This is a genomic window from Psychrobacter sp. 219-2-C (assembly GCF_049560815.1).
Classification (GTDB): domain Bacteria; phylum Pseudomonadota; class Gammaproteobacteria; order Pseudomonadales; family Moraxellaceae; genus Psychrobacter; species Psychrobacter faecalis.
Genome location: NZ_CP186933.1, coordinates 187,152 through 210,576 on the forward strand (window position 1 = coordinate 187,152; position 23,425 = coordinate 210,576).

Annotated in this window: 20 protein-coding genes and 1 tRNA gene; 8 read left to right on the top strand and 13 right to left on the bottom strand. The window is 43.6% G+C overall.

The window, feature by feature from the left end; all coding sequences use genetic code 11:
* Nucleotides 1-119: 119 nt before the first annotated feature.
* Nucleotides 120-1,598, bottom strand: coding sequence for an MFS transporter (locus tag ACPEGP_RS00790; protein WP_191690535.1), 1,479 nt, complete (start codon nucleotides 1,596-1,598; stop codon nucleotides 120-122).
* Nucleotides 1,599-1,919: 321 nt separating this feature from the next.
* Between ACPEGP_RS00790 and ACPEGP_RS00795 the strand changes: the two genes are divergently transcribed.
* The 3 genes from ACPEGP_RS00795 (at nucleotide 1,920) to ACPEGP_RS00805 (ending at nucleotide 6,196) form a co-directional block, all read left to right on the top strand.
* Entirely contained in the window at nucleotides 1,920-2,327 is a 408-nt protein-coding gene (locus ACPEGP_RS00795) for a DUF1971 domain-containing protein (RefSeq protein WP_144297173.1), read from the top strand.
* Between the two features lie 109 nt (nucleotides 2,328-2,436).
* Complete coding sequence (locus ACPEGP_RS00800) at nucleotides 2,437-3,360, top strand: HpcH/HpaI aldolase/citrate lyase family protein (RefSeq protein ID WP_423813636.1); 924 nt, start codon at nucleotides 2,437-2,439, stop codon at nucleotides 3,358-3,360.
* Nucleotides 3,361-3,889: 529 nt separating this feature from the next.
* A complete protein-coding gene (locus ACPEGP_RS00805; RefSeq protein WP_423813637.1) occupies nucleotides 3,890-6,196 on the top strand; it encodes a nitric-oxide reductase large subunit in 2,307 nt (768 codons plus the stop codon).
* Nucleotides 6,197-6,261: 65 nt separating this feature from the next.
* Here ACPEGP_RS00805 and ACPEGP_RS00810 read toward each other — a convergent pair whose 3' ends face one another.
* Together ACPEGP_RS00810 and ACPEGP_RS00815 are read right to left on the bottom strand one after the other, a co-directional pair.
* Nucleotides 6,262-7,764 (bottom strand): ATP-binding protein, encoded by a 1,503-nt coding sequence (locus ACPEGP_RS00810; protein WP_423813638.1) that lies wholly within the window; start codon nucleotides 7,762-7,764, stop codon nucleotides 6,262-6,264.
* A complete protein-coding gene (locus ACPEGP_RS00815; RefSeq protein WP_423813639.1) occupies nucleotides 7,730-8,449 on the bottom strand; it encodes a heavy metal response regulator transcription factor in 720 nt (239 codons plus the stop codon). Before ACPEGP_RS00815 ends, ACPEGP_RS00810 begins: the two co-directional genes overlap by 35 nt.
* A gap of 385 nt (nucleotides 8,450-8,834) precedes the next feature.
* Between ACPEGP_RS00815 and ACPEGP_RS00820 the strand changes: the two genes are divergently transcribed.
* Together ACPEGP_RS00820 and copM are read left to right on the top strand one after the other, a co-directional pair.
* Nucleotides 8,835-9,302 carry a DUF305 domain-containing protein gene (locus ACPEGP_RS00820; RefSeq protein ID WP_423813640.1) on the top strand — a complete coding sequence of 156 codons (468 nt, stop codon included), beginning with the start codon at nucleotides 8,835-8,837 and terminating at the stop codon, nucleotides 9,300-9,302.
* 240 nt (nucleotides 9,303-9,542) lie between these two features.
* A complete protein-coding gene (gene copM, locus ACPEGP_RS00825; protein WP_423813641.1) occupies nucleotides 9,543-10,298 on the top strand; it encodes a CopM family metallochaperone in 756 nt (251 codons plus the stop codon).
* Between the two features lie 134 nt (nucleotides 10,299-10,432).
* On the opposite strand, the gene ACPEGP_RS00830 is transcribed toward copM, so the two are convergent.
* A complete protein-coding gene (locus ACPEGP_RS00830; RefSeq protein ID WP_068408032.1) occupies nucleotides 10,433-10,948 on the bottom strand; it encodes a hypothetical protein in 516 nt (171 codons plus the stop codon).
* A gap of 389 nt (nucleotides 10,949-11,337) precedes the next feature.
* Here ACPEGP_RS00830 and recJ point away from each other — a divergent pair, with 389 nt between their 5' ends.
* Complete coding sequence (gene recJ / locus ACPEGP_RS00835) at nucleotides 11,338-13,161, top strand: single-stranded-DNA-specific exonuclease RecJ (RefSeq protein ID WP_423813642.1); 1,824 nt, start codon at nucleotides 11,338-11,340, stop codon at nucleotides 13,159-13,161.
* An 18-nt stretch (nucleotides 13,162-13,179) separates the two neighbouring features.
* On the opposite strand, the gene ACPEGP_RS00840 is transcribed toward recJ, so the two are convergent.
* The 9 genes from ACPEGP_RS00840 to ACPEGP_RS00880 all read right to left on the bottom strand — a co-directional run bounded on the left by ACPEGP_RS00840 (nucleotide 13,180) and on the right by ACPEGP_RS00880 (nucleotide 21,106).
* Entirely contained in the window at nucleotides 13,180-13,842 is a 663-nt protein-coding gene (locus tag ACPEGP_RS00840) for a trimeric intracellular cation channel family protein (RefSeq protein WP_423813643.1), read from the bottom strand.
* Between the two features lie 90 nt (nucleotides 13,843-13,932).
* On the bottom strand, nucleotides 13,933-14,568 hold the full coding sequence (locus ACPEGP_RS00845) for a trimeric intracellular cation channel family protein (RefSeq protein WP_144297166.1): 636 nt from the start codon (nucleotides 14,566-14,568) through the stop codon (nucleotides 13,933-13,935).
* A 14-nt stretch (nucleotides 14,569-14,582) separates the two neighbouring features.
* Nucleotides 14,583-15,761, bottom strand: coding sequence for a multidrug resistance efflux transporter family protein (locus tag ACPEGP_RS00850; RefSeq protein WP_423813644.1), 1,179 nt, complete (start codon nucleotides 15,759-15,761; stop codon nucleotides 14,583-14,585).
* A gap of 219 nt (nucleotides 15,762-15,980) precedes the next feature.
* On the bottom strand, nucleotides 15,981-16,721 hold the full coding sequence (queE, locus tag ACPEGP_RS00855) for a 7-carboxy-7-deazaguanine synthase QueE (protein ID WP_423813645.1): 741 nt from the start codon (nucleotides 16,719-16,721) through the stop codon (nucleotides 15,981-15,983).
* A 231-nt stretch (nucleotides 16,722-16,952) separates the two neighbouring features.
* Nucleotides 16,953-17,774, bottom strand: a complete 822-nt coding sequence (dapD, locus tag ACPEGP_RS00860; RefSeq protein WP_198327893.1) for a 2,3,4,5-tetrahydropyridine-2,6-dicarboxylate N-succinyltransferase — start codon at nucleotides 17,772-17,774, stop codon at nucleotides 16,953-16,955.
* Between the two features lie 74 nt (nucleotides 17,775-17,848).
* Entirely contained in the window at nucleotides 17,849-18,787 is a 939-nt protein-coding gene (locus ACPEGP_RS00865) for a lysophospholipase (protein ID WP_423813646.1), read from the bottom strand.
* 111 nt (nucleotides 18,788-18,898) lie between these two features.
* Nucleotides 18,899-20,479, bottom strand: a complete 1,581-nt coding sequence (locus tag ACPEGP_RS00870; RefSeq protein ID WP_423813647.1) for an amidohydrolase — start codon at nucleotides 20,477-20,479, stop codon at nucleotides 18,899-18,901.
* Nucleotides 20,480-20,650, bottom strand: coding sequence for a hypothetical protein (locus tag ACPEGP_RS00875; RefSeq protein ID WP_227671114.1), 171 nt, complete (start codon nucleotides 20,648-20,650; stop codon nucleotides 20,480-20,482).
* 380 nt (nucleotides 20,651-21,030) lie between these two features.
* Nucleotides 21,031-21,106: transfer RNA gene (locus tag ACPEGP_RS00880), tRNA-Asn, on the bottom strand.
* A gap of 329 nt (nucleotides 21,107-21,435) precedes the next feature.
* Here ACPEGP_RS00880 and ACPEGP_RS00885 point away from each other — a divergent pair.
* Together ACPEGP_RS00885 and ACPEGP_RS00890 are read left to right on the top strand one after the other, a co-directional pair.
* Complete coding sequence (locus ACPEGP_RS00885) at nucleotides 21,436-22,044, top strand: acyl-CoA thioesterase (RefSeq protein ID WP_144297161.1); 609 nt, start codon at nucleotides 21,436-21,438, stop codon at nucleotides 22,042-22,044.
* A 184-nt stretch (nucleotides 22,045-22,228) separates the two neighbouring features.
* Nucleotides 22,229-23,383 (top strand): cation diffusion facilitator family transporter, encoded by a 1,155-nt coding sequence (locus tag ACPEGP_RS00890; protein WP_423813648.1) that lies wholly within the window; start codon nucleotides 22,229-22,231, stop codon nucleotides 23,381-23,383.
* Nucleotides 23,384-23,425 lie beyond the last annotated feature (42 nt).

Sequence of the window (23,425 nt, forward strand, 5' to 3'; positions counted from 1 at the left end):
CGTTTTAGGTTAAATTATTTTAGAAAAAATTACTCTGAGATAAATATCGCCCCCATTAAAAAACCCACTTAACGTTTGCTAAGTAGGTTTTTTTTTCGGTAAAAAGCTATTATGAATAATTAGCCTTGTTCTGCGGCAATCTGACGATCGACAGAGGACATTTTATATTCATCACCAAAGGCGTCTTCGGGCTCTGCCAACCAGAAATAACACACAATCCATGCGACAAATGCGCCAACTGCAATGATATAAAAGAACTGATTGGGCTCTACAAAGGTATAAATGAATAAGTAAAATACCGCGCCCACGTTCCCATAAGCGCCTGCCATACCTGATATCTGACCGGTCAGACGACGTTTAATCGAGGGAATGATACCAAAGGTCGCGCCTTCGGCTCCTTGTACAAATACCGAGCACAAAATGGTAAACACCACGGCGATAAATAACGGCCACTCGGCATTAAGCACGCCCATCAGCACAAAACCAATGCCGATACCAAACATATAAACCAACATCACCAAACGGCGATTACCGATTTTGTCAGAGATATAGCCGCCAAGTGGCCGCGCCCATAAGTTAACAAAGGCAAAGGTAGAGGCAATCAAACCAGCCGCCGTTGGATCAAGTTTCCAAGTTGCGGCAAAGAACATCGGCAGCATAGAAACCACCGCCAGTTCTGCACCAAAGTTAGCAAAATAGCTGACGTTTAGCGCCGCTACCGATTTAAAGGGGTATTTATCATCTTCTGGAATACCGGCTTTAATCACAGGTACGTTAACGCTAATGGCTTTATAGATTTGGTAAATGACCATCACTATAATGACGCTATAACAAATAATACCGCCAGTGGCACTTAAAAAACCCATCGCTTGGGTACGATACACCAGCAGCGATAAGACGCCGTATAAAGGAATGATAAATAAGCAATATAACCACAAATCCTTCCACGTCGATACTTCTAACGCGCCCGCTTTGCGAGATTTTTTATGCGTACCAACTTCTGGCCCATCGGTAATCAAAAACCAATAGGCCACGCCGTATAAGGCCATTAACAAACCTGATAGCGCAATTGCCCAGCGCCAGCCATCGTCGCCGCCAAAGAACTGCAAAGCAACGGTTGGAATGGTAATCGCCGCCGCCGCCGAACCAAAGTTGCCCCAGCCAGCATAAAAACCTTCGGCAAAACCGATGTCTTTTGGCTTAAACCATAAAGTGGTCATATGAATACCGACGACGAAACCGGCTCCGACGATCGACATAAATAAGCGCGAGACGAATAGCTGGGTTGCCGAGTTACCAAACGCAAAAAACCATGTTGGTATCGCCATCACGACCATCAGGATAGAAAACACACGCCGCGGACCAAAACGGTCCAATGCCATGCCGACGATAACCCGCCCAGGAATCGTTAGCGCGACGTTGGCGATTAAAAATAATTTGATGTGGTCAGGGGTGAGATAGCTTTCTGTCTGTAGCATCGATGTTGCCAGCGGCGCCATATTAAACCAGACATAAAAGGTGAGGAAAAAAGCAATCCACGTATAGTGCAGCGCCCTGATATCACGGCGCTCAAGCTCAAGTAATTCTTTGGCATGCATAATAATGTCCCCATTATAAATTCTGATGCTGGTAATGGAAACAAAATAGCAATAATGGGGCAGCATCACCATTGAGCGAAAGCAGTATAAGGCGTAGTTTGTATACTACTTATGGACAGGACGACCGTTAATGGGGCGGCGATGGCATTTAAGGTGTTACATTTTTATAGATAGTCAAAACATACAAAGCTAGTAAAAGCTTTTAAAAGGTGCTATTTTATATTAATGATAATTATTCTCAATTGCGCACTTAACTGCATATTGGTTTTAAGGCAGATTGAGATAAAAATCTATACTCAGCAAACCAGCTAAGGAGTTATCATGAGTTCTGATACCCAAACCAATCCTAATCCCGTCATTCCAAGCCATTGGAAAATCAAACGTTCGACACACTTCTTCACCAAAGATAAAGTACCCAATGCTTTATTGACCCATCACAATACGGCTGAGGGCGTTTACGGCCAAATCTGCGTCATGCAAGGTACGGTGACTTTTTATGGTTTCGCTGACGAAGCGGCCACTGAGCCAGAAAAAACAGTCGTTATCAACGCCGGACAGTTTGCGGTCAGTCCACCGCAATATTGGCACCGCGTAGAGTTAAGCGATGATGCTCAGTTTAATATCAACTTTTGGACAGAAGGCGATACTGGCAATAAATCGATGTTTAACAGCTCGAAAATCCATAGTAAACCTATCGAAAAGTTATTTGATAAACCAGAGGAATCTTAATATCCAGCGTTATAACCAACTAGCGTTATTAGGCTATGACAAGCGCTTTTGTCGTGGCACAATAACGTTAAGTGTTTATATGATGAATATCTACCTCTAGGAATCGAGCATGTTACCTTCTAGCAATCCATCTGCCCATAAAAATACGAGTATCGATACCAATATCGAATCGCCAATTTACCGAGCTGTTATCAAATCACTTGCTGATACTAAGACGTGGTTGTTTGTGCCAGCAACGCGCATAGATCGGGTAGAAAAAGCCTTTGCTAGCGGGGCAGATGCAGTGATTGTTGATTTAGAAGATGCGGTTGCGCAAGCAGACAAAGCCCAAGCTCGCGCGGCATTAAAAGCCTACTATGCTGCTGAGCATGAGGCGCAAAGCTATCGCCCGTTTTGGCTACGTATCAATCAAGCGAGTAGTGCTGAATTTGCCAAAGACTTAGCGCTATGTCAGCAGCTGCCTAAGCTGGCAGGCGTACTATTAGCAAAAGCGGAGCAGGCAGCAGATATAGAGAAAGTTAACCAAGAAACGGGTCTGCCGGTGATTGCGGTGATAGAAAATGCTATTGGTTTATACCGTGCCAACGACATGGCAAAAGCGCGTGGTATGGTGGCATTTAGCTACGGCTTTTTAGACTTATGTAACGATTTGCAGGTACAGGTGGGCACAGCATCAGCGGATATCATCGCCAATCAAATTCGCTATCAGCTTATTTTAACCTCAAAAGTCCATCAACTGCTCGCACCGATTGATAGCGTGTATGTGGACTTTAATGACAGCGCGGGTCTGCACAAACGCGTACAACTATGGTCGCAAATGGGCATGTCAGGCATGCTTTGTATCCATCCTAAGCAAGTCGATATTGTTAAAGAAGCCCTGCAACCAACTGAGAGCGAGATTGAATTTGCGCAGCGGGTAGTCGCAGAATACGAAAGCAGTGGGCAAGCCATCTTTAAGATAGACGGTAATATGGTCGATGCGCCGGTGATTGAGCGCAGTCATCAGCTACTATTAAATCGTCTGAGTAATTAGTAAGTATTCCTAATAAAAGACCAGATAACTTCATTTATCTGGTTTTTTTATGTTTTTGCATTAGCTATAAGTAATTTGCCACTCGAGTTTCTCTCTAAATTTGGTTATAAATGAAGGACTTCACTCGTGATTTGATAAAAGTGAACCGCGCAGTTTATAAGAAACATAAGAATAAGCAAAAATAACTCTTAACATTCATATTAAATGAATGTTAAAATGTTTCCAATTTGATGCTAGATGTAAATATACATCAAATAGGTTTAGTGCATGAAGCGATAAAATCTATTCATTAACTCTAATGTCATCAAAGATTTAAGCCTTTAATCCCAGCTTTCATTGTGCTTTATTCTTAATCCCAAGACTAAAGTATCACTCAGGCAGCAGGCTTAATATTCACCAGATGATTGATAGATTTATCGTAACAGGCAGCGGTATTAATCATTTATGGAATTATAATTGCGCTTATAAAAATTCATTTAAAATGAATGTTAAGCGTTCAGTTTATCTATCTAGCCAGTAGGAGCAAGATATGGGTGAATATAAAAAGTATTGGTGGGGCTTAATCGCCGTCCTCGTCATTACCTTTACCTTTTTAGGTTGGGGCGGCGTGGAAGTCTATCGCACCGCACCTCCTATCCCTGATCAGTATATTGATAGCAGCGGAAAGGCATTAATCACAGAAGAAGATATTTTAGATGGTCAATCTGCTTGGCAGCGCACGGGAGGACAGCAGCTTGGCTCGATACTTGGACATGGTGCCTATCAAGCGCCTGACTGGACCGCAGATTGGTTACACAGAGAGCTTGTGGCGTGGTTAGATATCCGGGCGCAAGAGTTATATGGACATGATTTTGCCGCGGCAACGAATGATCAAAAAGCGGTACTTAGCGCGCAACTGAAAAAAGAATATCGTGGCAGCAATACCAATGCTAACAATCAAGTGGTACTGTCAGATACGCGTATCGCCGCTATTAATAAAGTCGCGCCTTACTATATCGGTCTCTACGGTAATGAGCCTTCATTGCAAAAGTCGCGTGAAAATTTTGCCATGAAAAACAATACTTTGGCAGATATTGAAGACAGACAAAAACTCACCAACTTTTTCTTTTGGACCACTTGGGTTGCGTCTACCAACCGTCCGGGTACTGATGCGACATATACCAATAACTGGCCGCATGAGCCTTTAATTGATAACGTCCCAACCTCTGAAAATATCATGTGGTCTATCGCCAGTGTGGTGTTCTTAATCGCTGGGGTTGGTTTTCTTATTTGGGGCTGGTCGTTCTTACGTAAAGAAGAAGACGTCAAAGAAGCAACGGCAAGTTCTGATCCATTAACCAAAGTGGCGTTAACACCGTCACAAAAAGCCTTGGCAAAATACGGTGTACTAGTCGTTGCTCTATTCGTATTTCAGGTATTTATTGGTGGCTTTGTCGCGCACTATACCGTTGAAGGGCAAGAGTTTTATGGTATCGCCGTATCCGATTACTTCCCGTACTCCTTAGTACGTACGTGGCATATTCAGGCAGCACTATTTTGGATTGCTACTGCTTTCTTGATGGCAGGCTTGTACTTAACGCCACTTATCAATGGCGGTAAAGACCCCAAATACCAGAAATTGGGCGTAGACATCCTTTGGGTGGCATTAATACTCGTGGTTGTAGGCTCTTTTGTTAGTCAGTACTTTGCGATTGCCGGTATTATGCCTGCAAAATACAACTTCTGGTTTGGTCATCAAGGCTATGAATTCATTGACCTTGGTCGCTTCTGGCAGATTTTAAAATGGGTTGGTATCTTATTCTGGTTGGTATTGATGACCCGTGGCTGTTTACCAGCGCTTAGAAGAAAAGAGGGCGGTGATAAAAATTTATTGGCCATCTTCTTTGCATCAGTCGTTTGCGTGGGTTTATTCTACGGTGCAGGCTTGTTCTACGGCGAGCGTACCCACTTAACCATCATGGAATACTGGCGCTGGTGGGTGGTACATTTATGGGTAGAAGGCTTCTTTGAAGTATTCGCCACCGTCTCACTCGCATTTATTTTCTACAACTTAGGCTTGGTCAACAAAAAAATCGCCACCGGTTCTGCCATCGCTTCAGCAGCTCTATTTATGCTTGGCGGTGTGCCAGGTACGTTCCACCATTTATATTTCTCTGGTACAACCACACCAGTCATGGCAATCGGCGCGTCATTTAGTGCTTTAGAAGTGGTACCTTTAGTGGTGCTAGGCTATGAAGGTTATGAGCATTGGTCTATGCAGCGTCAAGCGCCATGGATGAATAAGCTTAAATGGCCTATCATGTGTTTCGTTGCAGTCGCGTTCTGGAATATGTTGGGTGCAGGGGTGTTCGGCTTTATGATTAACCCACCAGTCTCATTGTTCTATTTACAAGGGTTAAATACCACGGCTACTCACTCGCATGCTGCACTGTTTGGGGTCTATGGCTTCTTAGCAATCGGCTTTGTATTACTGGTCATGCGCTATATCCGTCCTGATTATGTGTTTAGTGAAAACCTTATCAAAACTGGTTTTTGGGCACTAAATGCAGGCTTGGTATTGATGATTGTCACTAGCTTATTACCGATTGGTATTTTCCAAGCGCACGCGTCAATGACCGAAGGTCTATGGTACGCACGTAGTGAAGGCTTCTTACAACAAGATTTCTTAGTAACACTGCGCTGGATTCGTACCTTTGCTGACGTGATCTTTATTACTGGTGCGGTTTGTGTGGCACTGCAGGTCGTCAAGTTTGCTTTTGCCAAACCCTCACATGCAAACTATCAACCTGATAGCCCTGTAAATTCAGATAACTTACCAACCAACACCGTACATTAAAAGGTAAAAATAGTAAAATCAATTAAAAGCAAAAGAAGCTCTGCAATGGCAGGGCTTTTTTGTGGCTAAGCAAGAAGGAGTTTGATACTGACCTCAAAGTAATAGCCGTCTTTTACCGTAATAGCTATTTTACCATTGTGGGCAATGACAATCGCATGCACAATTGACAAACCTAAGCCCGACCCTGCATGCATTGATAGAGTTTTATGATGGCGATAAAAACGCTCTGATAATTTATCCACCTCTGCTTGCGTCATCGGGGCGGTTAGACGGTTAGTAAAGGAGATTTGCAGGTGTGAGGCTAGCATGCCTGATGAAGATAAAACCTGCCTATTTTCTGCAACCTTATCCGTAACAATTTTGCCATTAATATGAATAATACTATCACTGGCGGCATAATAAACGGCATTGGCAATTAAGTTAGCAAACAACCTTTGCAATAGGCTTGCATCGCCAAGTATGGTTTTAAAGTCACCTGTTTTTTTAAAGGTGATAGCGCGGTCTTCGGCTATCCATTCATAATACTCCATCATCTTAGTCAGCAGTAAATCGCTATCTACGCGGTTAAACTGCGAATGAATCAAGCCTTTTTGCGTTTTTGCCAGTAGCAGCATGTTGTTAATGAGGCTCGATAGTTGCGCTAAGGTGTCATGCTGATGATGCAGCTGCTCGATATACTCATTGCTGGCTCGCGGTTTGCTGAGCATGACTTGGGTTTGGGTGCTGAGGGTGGCAAGCGGCGTGCGCAGCTCGTGGGCGATATCGTCTGAGAAGCGCGACAACGTTTCAAAGTTATGCGCGAGCTTAACCATCATTGCATTATAGGATTCTGCAAGCGCTCGCAATTCACTGGGCATATCCGCTATCACAATTCTATCGTCGAGCTGGTCGGCATTGATACGGCTCATTTTTTGCCGAATGGTCGCAAGCGGTGCAAAGCCTAAATGCACACTAAAAGCGGCGATAGAGACTAAAAGAAAGGTAATGGCGATTAAGATAACAATCAGCTGACGGTTAAATTGCGCCAAATACTGATGATGAACATCGACGGGTAGGGCGATGAGTGCTAAGCGGCTGGCCTGCTGAATGACAATAGCGCGATAATGGCGGTCGTTAATTTTTAGATCGAACGGCTGTTCGTGATGTTTTTGCCACAACGCTTTGACCGCGCCATGATGACTCGACTGATTGATAAAACCAGTTGGCACACTGATAAGCACTTGCCCGTTATTATCGGTAATCACGGTTTTGACTTCATAGTCGATACTAGCGTTCTGTAAAGCGAGCGTCTGCTGAGAAAGTGGCTTTTTCTTAGTGTTACTCGTGTCAACTATGCTATTGCTATCCATATACTGGCGTAAATTAAACGCCGCATGGGTTAAAATCTCCGCATCCATTTGCTCAAAATGCTCATTAACCGAGCGCTGTATCCAGACATACAGAAATATCTGAGTGACGATGACGCACAAGCTTAACAGCAGAATAGTGCGCCACAATAAAGATAAGCGACCATCCGTCGCAATCGGCGTCATATTATTCAATAACCGCAGAGATAACAGCGCTGTCATTGGCATCATCATCTATATCTAGCCGATAACCCATGCCGCGCACCGTATGAATCAGTTTGGTATCGAAATCGTCATCGATTTTAATCCGCAAACGCCGTATCGCCACATCAATCACATTGGTGTCGCTATCAAAATTAATATCCCAGACTTGCGAGGCAATCACAGAACGTGGTAGCACCTCACCTTGGCGCTCAAGAAAAAATTGTAGTAGCGCAAATTCTTTAGCGGTTAGCTTAATAGGCTGCTCACCGCGCGTGACAGTACGTTTGGCAATATCCATTTTTAAATCGGCAATTTGTAGCACTGTATTGGCGTAATCGGTTTGATTGACGCGGCGCAATAGGTTTTTGATTCTGACCAATAATTCAGCAAAGGCAAAGGGCTTGGTCAGATAATCATCGCCGCCGATTTCTATGCCTTTTACGCGGTCGCTTAAATCATCTTTCGCGGTCAAAAACAGCACTGGCGTCAGTTTGCCCGCCGCCCGATAATTGCGTACCAACTCAAAACCACTCACATCAGGCAACATCACATCCATGATGACCACATTGAAATCCTCAGTCATCAAGGCGTGATAGCCGCCAAGTCCTGTCGTTTGGTGCTCAACGATAAAGCCCGCTTCACTCAAACCTTTTTTAATATAATCACCAAGTGACAGCTCATCTTCGACCAATAGTATTTTCATAGCGTACTCATGCCCGTTATTTATAATTTTTATGCGATTACATCATATATAAACTGCAAACCTCCAATCATAGAGCAATGCCAGCGCTATGCCTATTCCGGACGGCTAAGATGACAGAATTGTCATCTTAGCGTCATCTCATTGTCAGGCTGATACTGCTATCATTTTTGGATAAAAATCAACAAGGTTAGTTTGCGCTTTATAAAACCATGCGTGCAAACAAAGACAGTACAAACCGAGTATACGCGGATGTTGAGTCTGCTAAGCAGTGGTTATAAGCTCATAAATACAATAAAAAACCTTTTAGTAATCGGCTAGCCTTTAAATAGCCTAAGTAATATAAATTAATAAAAATAATATAAACAACGTAGCGGGAGACTACCTTATGCAGCATTCAGAAGAAGAAAAAATGAACCCGTATGTCAGGTTTTCATTGATGATTTTAACGTCGACCATTGTCATGTATATCATGATGTATTTTAATACTTATCAATGGGATCACGTTTATTTTAGCGAAACCAGAGCTTATATGGCGCTGTATATGGGCGCCGCTATGTCGGTCATCATGTTGGCGTTTATGAGCCATATGTACAAAAAAACCAAAGTCAATCTTATGATTTATGGGCTGAGCATCGTAATGTTTGCCGTTGGTCTTTGGGGCGTCAGATCCCAAGCGACCGTTGATCAAGTTGACTGGATGCAGGCGATGATACCGCACCATTCGATTGCTATTTTGACCAGTACCCGCGCCGATATCGACGACCCGAGAGTGCGTAAGCTTGCTGATGATATCATCGAGGCGCAAGAGCGCGAAATTGGCGAAATGCAAGAGCTAATCGAAGAGCTTAAATAAATTAAAGAAGTGCTGTCGTTTAATCATTTAGTAAATTGATCGCTCAAAAAACCTAAGAATTGAACGCCCTAGAACTTAAAAAGCCCAGAAATTGAACAACCATGTTAAAAAATTAACTAATATTTTAATAAATGCTCGTAGTTAAATGGCTGTATTTAACGCAGTCATTTAACTATTTTTTTTCGGTAAATTTTCCTTAATTTGCCACTTTTTACGCCTTATTTAAACAAGGGATACACCATGAAAATTAATAACCATTCCCGTATTGGGGTGCTTACTGCTAGTATCAGTGCTGCCTTGCTTATCAGTGCTTGTCAGCCTGCAAATGAAGAAGCTGCTAATGAAAACGCTGCGCCTGCTACAGAAGAAGCAATCGTCACTGACACGGCAACCAACACAGCGACCAGCCCGCACGCCAATCATGATATGGCAGCGATGAGCACAGATACTGAGCACATGTCGGTGACGCACAAAGCGTACAATGATTCGATGGTAAAAATGCACGATGCGATGATGATTGGGATGAATTACAACGATCCCGATGCCGCGTTTGCGCAAGGGATGCTCGGTCATCATGTCGGTGCGGTTGAAATGGCGGAGATTCAGCTAAAATATGGTACGGATAAAGAGATGCGTCAGCTAGCGCAAGAAATCATCGACGCCCAGCAATCTGAGATTGAGCAAATGCAAAACTGGCTGGCCAGTCATCCTGACGCAGCTGAAGCCACGCCTGATACCAAGGCCATGCAGCAAGCCTACGCTGATGGGATGGACGCTATGCACGATGAGATGATGGCGGGTATCGCGGACCCTAAACCTGATATGGCGTTTGCGCGTGGTATGTTACCGCATCATAAGGGTGCCGTTGATATGGCGGAAGTAGAACTAAAATATGGCAAAGATGCCGAAATGCGTGAGCTGGCGCAAGCGGTTATCGACGCGCAGCAGGCTGAAATTGAGCAAATGCAAAATTGGATCGCCAAAAATGGCGGCTAGTATTTTTATATAAAATACTAGGTTTGTTAAGTATGAAAAGTCTGTTCCTTAGATTAAAAAACCCAGCTAAGAATCTTAGCTGGGTTTTTTTGCGAATGATAATTTCTTAGATTTTAAACGATGATGGCATGCTGTTAGACATTTTTACCATGTTGCTTTTGCTGAATGTCTTTTGCCAAGTTATAGCATTCATTGATATGGTCGGTGGCGATTTTTTTGAAAATCATATAGCCCATGGTCGCGGCGACCATTTGCCCACCTAAAGGAATGAACTTAGTCACTTGTTTGGCGGCAATACGACCACCGAAACCTTGGACGGTCTTTTTCACGATACCACGTGTCGCCATTAGTCCTGCAAAATCAACCGTACGGTCTTTTAGCGCTTGCCAATGGATAGCGCGTGATTCTAAATCAACGGCAGACTGGCGGCCTTCAATCAGTCCAAAACGCTCACTGATCTCAGGTAGCAGGACGGTCAGCATGCTGGCATCAACTGCCACGTCAAAAAATGGAATAGGTACAATAGCGACACCAGCAGAAAGCTTGGCACGTTTTTTGACCAATTTTTCGCAGTCTTTTTTGACTTTATCTAGGTCTAAATTAGGGTCAATAGTATTAGGCAGTTTTTCAGCGGTTGGGGTGGTTTTCATAACGCGTCCTTAAAATGTTTAAAAAATAGAAAGTAATTAATATAACAAAAGCAAACATGGCAAAAATGATGAGTATCTTATAATTTTCCAATAAGTCATCTTCTAATAACTCATCTTGAATATTTACCATTTTATGGCTTTATAAGCCCCATACAATCATTGCTTTGTAGCAAAATGCAGAAAATTGCAGGCTCTCTGCACCGTTTTTGTAAATAAAGGGCAGGTTGGCAAGCAAGCGTTTAAACATTCGCCATATATAGCCTTTATTTTTCCTACATGATATGTGATATAAATTACGCCATAAGGCATAATTGGGCAATCGCCAAACCTAGACGATAGTGCTAAAAATTCCCATTGTAGCTATGTGCCAAAGCCAGTAGAATAGCACCATGCTAAATTTAACCCCCCGTTATACCTGCACTCGCATCGACGAGTTGCCCGCCGCGTTGCAACCACTTGCCGCCCAATCCTTTACCCTTGCTAGGCTTTATGCCGGTCGCGGTATCACTGTGCCTGATGAGTTAGAGACTGGCTTATCTGGTTTATTACCTGCTGAAATGCTGCATGGCGTCACCGAAGCGGTGCGTTTGTTAGATGTCGCCATCGACGAAGGTCAGCGTATATTAATCGTCGGTGATTTTGATTGCGATGGGGCAACCAGTACCGCATTGATGATGCGCGCGCTGACAAAGATGGGCGCGGTGGTTGATTTTTTAGTCCCTGACCGTTTTAAATATGGCTATGGTCTAACGCCAGAGATTGTTGAATTAGGTATCAAAACTTATAAGCCCGACATGATTGTGACGGTCGATAATGGTATCTCAAGCCATGACGGCGTGGCGCGGGCGCAGGCTGATGGCATCACTGTCATTATTACTGATCATCACTTAACCACCAAAGAAACACCGCCCGCCGAAGCAGTGGTCAATCCCAATCAGCTTGATTGCAACTTTAGTAGTAAAGCCTTGGTTGGAGTCGGCGTGGCGTTTTATGTGCTCGGACGCTTGGCGAAACTGCGCCGCGAAGCAGGCAAGTCTAGCGTGCAAGTCAGCCAGTATTTGGACTTGGTCGCACTAGGGACGATTGCCGATGTGGGTGTACTTGATAAAAACAATCGTATTTTAGTGCATCATGGTCTGAACGCCATTCGCCAAGGTCGCTGCTCGCTTGGGATATTGGCACTGCTGGAACAAGCAGGTCGCGACCCAAAACAATTACAGGCGCAAGATTTTGGTTTTGTTTTAGGTCCGCGTATCAATGCTGCGGGGCGCATGGATAATATACGCATCGGTATCGAATGCTTATTGACCGATGACTGGAGTACCGCACAGCGTTTGGCGCAAGAGCTTGAACAGCTTAACCGTACGCGCCGTCATGTCGAAGGTGAAATGCGCGCGCAAGCAGATATTATTGTGCAAGCGTTAGCTGCTACTGATTCTAATGCTGACGAGAGCGATGAAACTTTTATCCAGCCTAAAACTGAAAAGTCGGCTATTGATAATCAAAACCGCAGTATTATTTTATATCAAGACGATTGGCATCAAGGGGTTATCGGTATCGTCGCTGGTCGTTTAAAAGAAAGCCACTATCTTCCCAGTATCGTTTTTGCGCCAGCCGATACAGAACGCACGGGTGACGACGATGCCATCAAAGGCTCGGCGCGCTCTATCGCAGGCGTGCATATTCGTGATGCGATTGAGCAAGTGGCCGAACGTTACCCTGATTTAATCAGCCACTTTGGTGGTCATGCCATGGCGGCAGGTTTAACCATCAAACGTCGTAATTTTGATGGCTTTGTGACCGCATTTAACGACGTGATGGCGCAGATGGATGAGGAAGTCTTTGCCGAGCAGAAATTTACCGACGGACCCTTGCAAGCGGCTGACTTTAGCTTGTACTTTGCAGAGCATCTAGCGAATGCCAGTATATGGGGTCATGGCTTTGCGCCGCCGATATTTGACGGCGTATTTGAGGTATTGAGCTTTAAGATATTAAAAGACAAACATCTTAAATTGTCGTTACGTTATCCTGAGGTGCAATATCCGATTGAGGCAATCCAATTTAATTTTGATAGTAGTGCTTGGGATTACCGCGCCGAAAAAGTGCATGTATTATTTCAGCTAGACATTAACGAGTGGAACGGTAAACAAAGCCTGCAGTTGATGGTTAAAGATTTGGCGCTGGTAAAAGAGACAGTAGAGGAAAGCAAGTAGTTGCTAGGCTTGAATACTTTAATATTTCCATTCAATGGTTGGAAATTGCCAGTCATAACGAATGGCAAGCATCCGCAAAGTAAAAATCGTCGCCATTGCTGAGATATCGGCAATCCAAGCGCTTACGCCAAGATTGTGCAGGGCAAAATAAAGAATGCCGCCCGTTAAAGACGCACTAATATAAATCTCTTGCTGTAGCACCAACGGAATCTCATTACAAATCATATCGCGGATGATACCGCCGACAATAATCGTAATCACCCCGAGTAATAATGCCACCGGCACATTGGCGCCCATACTATCAGCAACCTTGATACCGATTAAGGTAAAAGCTGATAGGCCAATAGTGTCGGAGAGCTTGAGAAATTTATCAACGCGCCTAGAGTTGGGATGAAAGAATATCTGCATCACCAATGATGAGATGGTAATAAGCGTCAAATAACTCATATCCACCATCCAAAACAGTGGATGACGATCCAAAATGACATCGCGCACCGTACCGCCGCCGATGGCAGTCACAATCGATACCAATAAGCAGCCAAAGACATCAAAGTTCTTATGCTTGGCCAATATCGTTCCCGAAATACTACAAGCGACAATCCCAATCATATCAAACAGATAAATGAGTGAACGTGGGTCAAAAGTAGTCATCAATTCAGAATCTAAAGCGATGGTGAGCATGCATTTTTCTCATTAAATCCCTTATATTAAAACATCAATATCAAAGCACTGGTATTTTTTGCCCATGAGGTTAAGCGGTAAAACGAAGAGTTAATCGACCAAACGAATAGAGGGCAGGTGCCAATCGAATTTAAGCGCCAGCATACGCACGGCAAAGATGATAAATAACATCATAAATTCATTGGCAACCGCATCAACGCCCCAGTAATCAAGCGCCAAATAGCTCAAGGATCCTGCAATACTAGCGGTGATATAAATCTCACGCTGTAGCAGCAGTGGTATTTCATTACAGATAATATCACGCAATAAACCACCGATAATCGCCGTCCAAACTCCCATCATAACCGCAATAACCGGCGATATATCTTGCGCCAACGCCACTTTAAAACCAATGACACTAAAAGCCGCGAGCCCAATCGCGTCAAAGAATTTGAGGGCTTTATCAATCTTATGATACAGATGAAAGAAAATTTGTAGAATAAGCGAGGTAATAGTAATGACAATGACATAGTTGAGGTCAGTCATCCAAAATAGCGGATGACGATCGAGCGCCATATCGCGCAATGTACCACCGCCAATGGCATTGACCATAGAAACCAAAATACAGCCCGCAATATCAAAGCCTTTATGCTGCGCCAGCAAAGTGCCGGCAATGGCACAAGCAATGACGCCTACCATATCTAATAAATACAGCAAAACATCGGGGAAAATAAAGTGATTCATCATGACTTATTTTAGCCTCAACCGTCTTTTGCAAATAAAATCAGTCCTAGAATAATTAGCCCAATACCGACCAATCCCATTGCTGATGGTATGGCATTATCCAACAATAGTATACCACCAATCAAAGCAAAGATTACCTCGCTGGCTTGGGTGGAGTCAACGCCTGCGACTTCGCTTGACGTCACCGCTTGCTCACGCGCATAAAAAAATATGCTTGTCGCCGCTACTCCAGCCAGTAATGCTACTAGCAAGGTATTAAATAACTGGGTGGTTGCAGGTGGTTCAGGCTGGATAAAAGCGCCTAAAACCAGCCAAAATGGAAAGCTACCCAAGGTCATTAGCCAGACTTTATTAAAGGCATTTTGTAATAAGCTCGTCTCGATAACTGGAATGCGGGCAATGAGGTTTTGTAGAGGCGAAGAGGGTATGACTTCGATGCTAGAGGGGGTTTTTAAGGTAGCGTTGTTATCCGAAGTGCTAGACATGACAGCAGACAAATCGAAAGCTTCTGAGACAAGCGGTTGGTTAGCATTCTCGTGATAACTTTGTTCGCGATTGGGTTTATTTGCTTCTTTTGCTTGTTGCGTTTTAGCCTTATCTTTATGGGGATGGTGTTTGCGCGAGTTGTGTGAGACTTGCCAGACCAGTTGATTGCCGATTGGGTAACTAAAAGCCGCGATTAGCGCAGGTAGGGCACCGTAAAGCAGCATTTCTGCCATCGGTGCGCTATCAATATCGGCGAGGGCAGAGGCGCGCAAACCTTCGCTGACGTTGACCAATACCACCCCGATAAACACCAAAAAGGCATAAATAATAAATTTCTTATCAAACCTTTGTCCGAATGCCAATAGTACGAACAAACTGGTTACGACGGTAAACATAAAGGTAGCAGCCACGACCCAGCCTGCCACGTGGTCGCCTGCATAGCAAATACCGGTATAAAATACCCCAAAGCCAATACTGCCGGTAAGACACCAAAAGCGCCAGTGCTGAAGAAAAATGCTCGCAAGTGCTTCAATACGCCTAAAGCCATGTTGCAGGATAATAACGGCGCTGATAATCAGCCACATAAAGACATAGCGTAGGCTCGCTGACCAAAACCAATGGCCGCCAGCATTACTCATCAGCTCATTTAAAATAAATGTCGAGCTAAAGAACGCCCCCGCCAGTAAGCCCAGTAAAATCAGTTTAACCATGTATGCGTCCTTGCAGTCGGCTGGTTAGCTATAGTCAGAGCACTTTTAAACCGCTACGGTGTTACCTGTCCTAGATGTACTCAATGTACTATCTGCGGTCGGTCGCCTTGTAGCGATTCTAAAATTCCTTGACCATATTTAGAGGATGTTTAGTTTGGAATTTTGGTTGCTTGTTTATTTGAACTATTGATTTGCCCAATTTGCGCAAAGCTCATTCCATTATTTACCTTTAGCATCGGCCCAAATAATCTTATGCAGTTGTAGTTGAAAACGTACAGGCAAGGCATCAGCCAGTATCCATTCAGCTAACTCACGCGCCAATACTGGCACATCGGGGCTGCTCAATGCTTCACTAGCAACGACTTCTTCTGCGACAGTAAACATTGGTGAAAACCAAACCGTACCGACCAATTTATCAAGTTGATGCTCAAACAGTGTTGCCTTTGCCCACTCATAATCATTGCGGTTCATAATGACAAATTTGATTTGGTCGTGCTGGGTGAGATAGTTAAGGTTTGACCAAAGGTTTTTATCGACTTCACCTGAGCTTGGCGTTTTCAGATCCATCACTTTGCTGACCGCAGGCGGTACATTTTTTACCGTCAGCGCGCCTGCGGTTTCAAGTGAAATCTCATAACCGTCATTTAACAAACGTTGCATCAATTCAATGGCATTTGGCTGCGCTAATGGCTCGCCACCAGTCAAGCAGATACGCTGACACGGATAGCTTTTGATGGTAGTAATAATGGCTTCTAACGATTGCCGCTCACCGCCACTAAAGGCGTACTCGGTATCACAATACACGCAGCGTAGCGGACAGCCAGTCAAGCGTACAAATATCGTCGGCAAGCCTGAGGTTAGCGCTTCACCTTGCAAGGAATAAAAAATCTCGGTCAAACGTAGCCCTGCTTCGGGATCAGTGACAGGAATTGCCGAGGTGCGTAAAGATAACTCACTCATAATATGTCAAATACAGTTAGGGATTGATAATGCTATCAAGCATTTATTAAATGAAAAAAGCGTCAATAATCTGACTAACTCTAAAAATGTTGGTATTCAAATGAGACGAAGATTATAACGTAAAGTTTTGCATTAAACTGCCATAAGGCATTAAAAAAGATGCTGGAGTCAACCTCAGCATCTTTTTTGATAAAAAATTAACGTCATAACTAAAGCTTAATCACCGAAAAGCTAGGCCAAACGTAATAACTCATTGACCGAGGTTTTGGCTCGGGTTTGCGCATCGACTTTCTTCACGATGATAGCAGCGTACAAACTGTGCGTACCGTCTTCTGATGGCAAGCTACCGGGTACAACGACTGAGCCTGCTGGTACACGGCCGCGATGAATCTCGCCCGTTTCACGGTCATAAATGCGCGTTGATTGCCCGATAAACACGCCCATAGAAATTACTGAGCCTTCTTCTACTATCACGCCTTCAACGATTTCAGAGCGCGCGCCGATAAAGCAGTTGTCTTCGATAATCGTTGGATTGGCTTGCAGCGGCTCTAAGACACCGCCGATACCAACGCCGCCTGATAGATGCACGTTTTTACCGATTTGGGCGCACGAACCAACCGTAGCCCACGTATCTACCATCGCGCCTTGGTCGACATAAGCGCCAATGTTGACATACGATGGCATCAAGACGGCACCTGCTGCGATGTATGAGCCTTTACGAGCAACCGCTGGCGGTACTACGCGTACGCCAGCTGCTTTAAATTGCTCTTGAGTCCAGTCAGCAAATTTAGTCGGCACTTTGTCATAAAACTGTACGTGTTCGCCCGCCGCCTGCACATAGTTATCGTTTAAACGAAATGATAATAATACCGCTTTTTTAGCCCATTGATTGACCACCCATTCGCCATCTTTTTTCTCAGCAACACGCAAGCTACCGTTGTCTAATTGTTCAAGCACTTCGTTGATAGCGTCGCGTATGTCTTGTGGCATGGTTGCTGGGCTATAATCGTTACGATTTTCAAAGGCTTGCTCGATGGTTTGTTGCAATGTCATAAATATTCCTAAAGTTGGTGAAGGGTAAAAAAGATAATAAAAGTGGTCGTTTAAATTAATCAAGCATTTTGTTACTAAGCATCAGAATTGCTATTTATCCAGTCTACAATATCTTGATAAACCTGCTGTTTATTTTGTTCATGAATCGGCTCATGGCGCATGTGCGGGTAGAGCTGTAGCGTGATATTGCTAAAGTTCTGTTTTTCTAAACGGCTGGCAATTTTGCGAATACCTTTGCCCATATCGCCGATCGGATCGTTCTCGCCACTGACCAGTAACATCGGAAAATCTTTGGCAATGGTCATTGCCCAGTTTTTATTAAGACCCGCTTCCATTAAGCTAAACAAGGTTAAAAATCCATTGTTGGTAAAATCAAAACCCGTCAATGGATCGGCTTCATAAGCTTCGATAGCTTGAGGGTCTTCATTAAGCCAAGCAAATTCTGAAGAAGAAATACGATTATCAAGTTTACTATTGAGTACCTTATTCATCACATTGGCGAAAACTGGGTTTGGCTTTTTGGGCGCTACTTTTGCCAGTACTTTATTAATGGGTAATAGCACTTTGGTCAATGGATTGGCATCAGCGGTACCCATTAAAATTGCACCAGTAAAGTTCTGGGCGTGATGTTTGAGAACATTGCGCACGATAAACGAGCCCATTGAATGACCCATAACGAAATGCGGCACATTAGGATGGCGCGCTTTCAAGCTGTCCGCCATGATAATAACGTCTTTTAATAACGATTGCACCGGATGTTCTTCAGCAAAAAAACCCAAATCATTGGCTGATTTGACCGTCTGCCCATGACCCAGCTGATCGTAAGTGGCGACCGCAATACCGTTATCTGCTAAAAACTGCGCAAGCTCTGCATAACGACCGCTGTGCTCGGCCATCCCATGCACAATCAATAGGGTAGCAGTAATCGGTGTGGTATTATCGCTTGGGTCAAAAAAAGTATGGTGTAGATAATGGGTGTTGTCAGAGGAGGTGATTTGCTCGGTGTTACTCATAAACGAATCCTAATATTGATATAAAAGAGACAGAAAAAACTTTATAGTCAAGCTTATATGAATTTGACTATAAAGCATTAAATTTTTTCTTAGTATGCTGTCATTATAGTTTTACTTTGTCGGGCGCTGATAGATTATTTTACCTTCTTTAATGGTAGTGACCACATGAATATCTTTAAGTTTATCTGCATTTACCGTTAACAGATTGGCATCTAATATAACCAAATCAGCGAGCTTACCTTTAGTTAAGGTACCCTTACTATTTTCCTCATAATACTCATAAGCGGCATTGGTCGTGATGGCTTTGAGCGCTTGATAAGGGGTTGCGCGTTCATTGGCGCCGATAATCTTGCCTGAGCGCGAGGTGCGATTAACCGCTGACCAAACGGTAAATAACGGGTCGACAGGCGTCACGGTATCGTCAGAATGGTTGGTGTATTTTAACCCCATTTTATCCGCTGTCGCTATCGGACTTAAAAAATCAGCGCGTTTTTTGCCTAAATTTTGCACATGCACATCACCCCAAAAGTAGGCATGATTGGTGAAAAATGACGGTAGCATCTTATATTTTTTAAAGGCTTCTAGCTGATCGGAGCGCACAAACTGAGCATGGATAGGCACCGTACGGCGATCTTTATCAGCGGCTTGTCCTGTCTTTTTAACCGCATATTCGTGGGCTTTAATAATCATATCTGTCGCGCCATCGCCATTATTATGGATAAACAACTGGTTATCGTGCTTATAAGCCTTGGCAAACATCTCATTGAGCGCATCTTGGCTGATACTCGGCAAACCGCGGCAGTCTTTTTTGCAGTCTGGCACTGGCGTCAAATAAGGTTGACTGAAATAAGCTGTTTTACCTTGCGGCGAGCCATCGGCTATGATTTTAGTTCCTTGAACTTTAAAACCGTTTTGATAGGTCTTCCAAACAAAGTCTTTGTCCGCTAAGTTTTCATCCAAATCACTGCTACCTGCTAATGCAACTAAGTCAATTTTCAGCTTGCCAGCATCGGCTTGTTTTTGGAAAAACTGAATAGTATTACGAGCTGTTGAACCGTTGTGGGCGGTAGTCAGACCATTTTTGGCATAATAATCTTGGGTTTGCTCAAAAAACTTAGCTTGATTGGGCTCTAATACCTCTAGCATTCGCCGCATAAATGGGTACATAGCGGTTTCTTGGACAAGACCATTTGGTTCGCTCGAACCTTTAACCCGTGCAATATTACCACCTTCTGGGTTTTTAGTATCGGCGGTAATGTTCAGGGCTGCCAAGGCTTTGCTATTGGCGACACCCATATGACCGCTGGTATGTTGCAGATATACAGGGTTATTAGGCAATACTTTATCGATATCTGCTTTGGTTGGATGACGACCTTCTTTTAATTGACTCTCATCATAACCCCAACCATAGATCCATTCACCATCGGCGATGTTATTGTCCTTTTTATAGTCTTTTAAGGCTTGTAGTAATTTATCCATACTATCTATCTTGCCAACTGGCGGCGGGTTTAAATTTGCCTGACCCATGGTATTTGACACCATATCAAAGTGACTGTGCGGATCGATAAAACCCGGTAGCAAGGTTTTGCTGTTTAAATTCACTTGAGCGGCATTTTTATATTTTGATTGCGCCGTATTTAAATTGCCAACATAAGCAATCTTGCCAGCCTGCGTGACTAAAGCTTCGACCATCTACGGTTGCTCACCTTCCATGGTAATGATATTACCATTGTAATAAACCGTTGCTGAATCGCTTGTTTTTTCTGTATTTGGCTGTTTTGCGGTGGTTTGCAGGGCAGTACAACCAATCATACTCATCAGTCCAATACTCAGTAACGTCGGCCTAATAATACCTATAGTCATGGCGCTATCCCTAATAGTTTTTTATACTTTTTTTCACATAACTAAGAGCTTTATCCAAAGTAGCGATAAAGCTTTAAAGGGTCAATGCTATTTATGATTTTATCGTTGGCCAACAATATAGCAGGTTTAATATAAGGTCGATAAGTCAATAACTGAGGGCGATGATAAAAGCTAAGCTGACTTTATTTGTAGATTTTATTTTGTGGATTAACCAAGCACTGCAAGACTGGTAATAGAAGAAGAAAAGAGAAAGGTTTTTACTGTTTATAGGCTTATGAAATAAAACACCAGCCATAAAAAAACCCCCATCAAAGTGATGAGGGTCTTGGCAAATGCCATAATCGAATCAAAAATGATTCAAAAGATTTACAACTAAAATATGGCTCTCCAACCTGGGCTCGAACCAGGGACACACGGATTAACAGTCCGTTGCTCTACCAACTGAGCTATTGGAGAATAAGCGGTAAGGGTTTTATGACTTACGGCGAGCTTAGAAAGTCTCTAATGAGTTCTTGCTAAGTGGGGCGTATTCTAGCAAAGATAAAAAATACGTCAAGCTTTTTTTTGCAGATTTTAGAAAGATTGCGTTTTTACGTGGTAGATAAAAGCATTTACAAGGTTTTTAGCGCAAAGACAGGGTTAAAGTAAGCATAAATAGCCCTAGCCATATAAATAAAAAATATCTCCTACACTCACTCTAACCGTCTTTATTTGCGATTTAACAACACCTGCTGTATAACGGATATTTAAAATAGACAGGTTTTACGATAACAGCAAGGAATATTATGTCGCAATACAATACCAGCTCTACTGCCAAAAGCGCCCCTTTAAATCATGAGTTATACATGTCGGTGCTGATGACGCCAGATATGGCCAATTTCATCGGCAACGTCCACGGTGGAGATTTGCTTAAGATGCTTGACCAAGTCGCTTATGCTTGCGCCAGTCGCTACAGTGGTAGCTATGTGGTGACGCTATCGGTCGATCAAGTGATGTTCCGCGAGCCTATCTATGTGGGCGAATTGGTTACTTTTGCCGCTAGTATCAACTATGTCGGCAGAACGTCTATGGAAGTGGGCATACGGGTTGAAGCGGAGGACGTTCGCGCCCGTACGATTCGCCATACCAATAGCTGCTATTTTACCATGGTAGCGATTGATGATAACGGTAAACCGACGCCTGTGCCTGCCCTTGAGATTAAAAATGCCATGCAGCAGTGCCGTTTTGACGCAGGCTTGGCGCGTAAAGAGCTACGCATGCAAAGCTCGCATCGCCCGAGCTGCGACATCAATCAAATGATTGGCGAAAGTCTAGGCGCTGATAAGATGACGGATAAAAGCGGCAACGACAATGATATGATTGGCGAGCTTGCTCAGCATAGCAATGCCAAATAAGGCGCATTTTACCTAGCAAAATCATCAATACTTAAACAAAGTCTCACGAAAACCTTACTGACCAGTAGCGGCTATTTGGTTAAATTTAATGATAAGTAAGGCAGCTAAAAATAGTTAGCGCTCATGGCTTAACTTTTTTGATGGCTGTTTTACTTCATTATATTAACCATTTATTGAGCCTCATATGAGTTCAAAAAACACTGAATCATCAAACATTCCTTCCAAAGATCAGCCAGCACCGCAAGCCGTTCGTACCCGCGGTGCTGGCAGTGCGCGTTCTATTGCCAATTTGACCAAAGATACTAGTAATTCTAAAGACGGTATCAATCCTAACCTCAATTTCACTAACGTCACAAGCCCCGAAAACATTCAGGAGGACAAGAAGCAGGAAGACGAGAAATCCTCGTCGCTGGTTACTGTGCTCATTGCCGTAGGAGCGAATGTTATTATTGCCATTGCCAAAACCGTTGCGGCATTTATGACTGGCTCTGCTTCTATGATTGCTGAATCAGCGCATTCGTGGGCAGATGCAGGTAATGGCACTCTACTCATCGTGGCGGAGAAAAAAGCGGTCAAACCTGCCGATAACAGTCACCCGTTAGGCTATGGTAAAGAGTCATACGTATGGTCGATGATTGCCGCTTTTGGCGTTTTTATGGCAGGCTCGATTGTTTCTATCTATACCGGTATCACCGAGTGGAATGCGCCTGAAACAGAAACCAATTACACCATTGGCTTTATTATTTTGGCAGTGGCCTTTGTGCTTGAAGGTTTCTCGTTAGTACAGGCGTATTTACAAAGTAAAAAGCATGGTCAGGCTATCAATGTCAGTGCGTTAGGTTATGTGGTGAATACTTCAAACCCAACGTTGCGCGGGGTATTTTTTGAGGATTTGGCAGCGGTTATCGGTTTAGTGGTCGCAGCAGCAGCGATGGGCATGCATGCCTATACGGGTGAGCCGTTCTGGGATGCCCTTGGTTCTATTATCGTTGGCATATTATTGGGTATGGTTGCCATCTTTTTAATCAATCGCAATCGTGATTTTTTGGTTGGCTATAAAGTCTCAGAAAAAACCCATTGCTATATCTTAACAGAACTATTAAATCATCCTGATATCGACAGCGTCTCTTATTTACACTTAGAGTGGGTCGGACCCAAAAAAATCTTTATGGTGGCAGCGGTCGATATCGCCGGTAATCAACAAGAACAGCAAATCGCGCAAAAATTTGAAGATATTGAAAACCAATTCCGTGCCAATCCATTATTTCAAGAAGCGATTTTGACATTATCTGTTCCCGATGCTGAGGTTTTACGTTTACCGGATGAGCAGTGTGCTTAATAAATCTTGCCAAATAATAAATAATCGTCACCTATAATAATA